This window comes from Microcoleus sp. BROC3 (assembly GCF_036702515.1).
GTDB lineage: Bacteria > Cyanobacteriota > Cyanobacteriia > Cyanobacteriales > Microcoleaceae > Microcoleus.
On sequence record NZ_JAUBTQ010000172.1, the window covers coordinates 1 to 1,424 of the forward strand.

3 protein-coding genes are annotated in these 1,424 nt (G+C 48.9%); 2 read left to right on the plus strand and 1 reads right to left on the minus strand.

The annotated features are described in order from the left end of the window. A partial coding sequence (locus tag QUB30_RS33570; protein WP_333342684.1) for an ester cyclase occupies nt 1–299 on the plus strand: 299 nt, incomplete at its 5' end. Nucleotides 300–461: 162 nt separating this feature from the next. Further along, entirely contained in the window at nt 462–647 is a 186-nt protein-coding gene (locus QUB30_RS33575) for a nuclear transport factor 2 family protein (RefSeq protein WP_333342687.1), read from the plus strand. Nucleotides 648–742: 95 nt separating this feature from the next. On the opposite strand, the gene QUB30_RS33580 is transcribed toward QUB30_RS33575, so the two are convergent. Continuing rightward, nucleotides 743–1,156 carry a site-specific integrase gene (locus tag QUB30_RS33580; protein ID WP_333342690.1) on the minus strand — a complete coding sequence of 138 codons (414 nt, stop codon included), beginning with the start codon at nt 1,154–1,156 and terminating at the stop codon, nt 743–745. Nucleotides 1,157–1,424 lie beyond the last annotated feature (268 nt).

Here is a 1,424-nt window from a genome sequence, read left to right on the forward strand (position 1 = left end):
CACCAAATCTTTCCTCTGGCCCGGATGGGGTTCGCGAACTATTTGAAATAATCGGCCCCATCGCTCAGACATGGACGATTGAAGACATCATTGCCGAGGGTGACAAAGTTGTCGTGCGCCTGACCAATACCTGCGTTCAGGAAAGTTTCTTTGGGATTCCCGGTCGTGGTCGGCGACAGATATTCACCGCTATGTTCATTCATTGGATTGTTGACGGTAAGATCGTTGAAACCTGGCGAAATGCTGACGATCTCGGTCGAGTTTTTCAGCTTGGGGGACGAGTTGAGCCCGTTCAGTAGTATATATGATATCAATTCCGGTTGCACGAACGAGATGATTGTTGACCCTTCGGCGAAGCTGAGCGGGCATCGCTGTTGACTGTTGACTGTTGACTAAAATTATGCTTTCGGGACAACTGACTGTTTGGACATTTGAACAATACCGATGCAACCGGAAACGATATGATTACTGAAAATCAAGCGATCTCATTTGCAGAACACTGGGTTCAAGCGTGGAATTCTCATGACCTGGATGCGATCGTGTCTCACTATGAAGATGATGTCGTTCTAGTGTTGCCGATCTCCGCAAACTGCGTTACTGCAAATCGTCACCAAAAACTTAAAGCCCTATCAGGGATTGAAACTTGACAGACTTTGATGCCGTTTGATTCGGTTTGATTCCTGCTTTTTGCGTGGGTTAATGCAAACCCCTATATCAAGAATCCAAAATCTAAAATCTAAAATTATTTGACCGAAAAGAACGACCGATATTCTGTTGGCTGTCGCCGGCGTGCGAGCGCACGAAAGCAACAATCCACAAGAACCGCCCAACCCCGAACGCCCGCGGGCGTTACCAGATACAGACCTCTGGAATCATTGGGTTTGGCGTGTAAATATTTAGAAGTCGTGGCAACTGACGCATGACCCAAAGTTTGACTCAGCAAGTGGATGGGCGCTCCCCTGTTGAGCGCGTGGCTCGCGTGGCAGTGACGCAGCCAGTGAGCGCTAGTCTTCTCAGAAATTCCAGCGCGTTTAGGGGGTAAAGACGAGATACGTGCATTCCGAGGACACGAGATTAAGAAACGTAACAAAAGCTCTTGATGTGCGCTATTACAGGAAGTGGATGCGGGATGAGGCTCCCGAAGCGGATTGGGCATTTGTACCCGAAGGTGAAACTGCCACGGGAAAAAGGTAGGGATGAAGCAACAGTGATTGCTTGGTTGTGAGCGAGGACGGTAAAGTGTCCTAACCCGGCTTGTGGGTGTGAGATGCCGTTGGTAAGATCGTTTGCTCTGTCTACCAAGAAAGAAAAGGAGACTTGGGTAGAGTTATGTTGTGGAGAGGGTGAAGGGGTTTGAGTAGCAATCGTGCAGAAATTTACGCCAAGCGCTGAAATTTTTGCCAGCACCCCCGATCGGGCGCGAA

Bases quoted from the DNA above. Each gene is read 5' to 3' on its own strand.
- QUB30_RS33580 (WP_333342690.1), bottom strand. From the start codon at position 1,156: ATGCCCAATCCGCTTCGGGAGCCTCATCCCGCATCCACTTCCTGTAAT.
- QUB30_RS33575 (WP_333342687.1), top strand. From the start codon at position 462: ATGATTACTGAAAATCAAGCGATCTCATTTGCAGAACACTGGGTTCAA.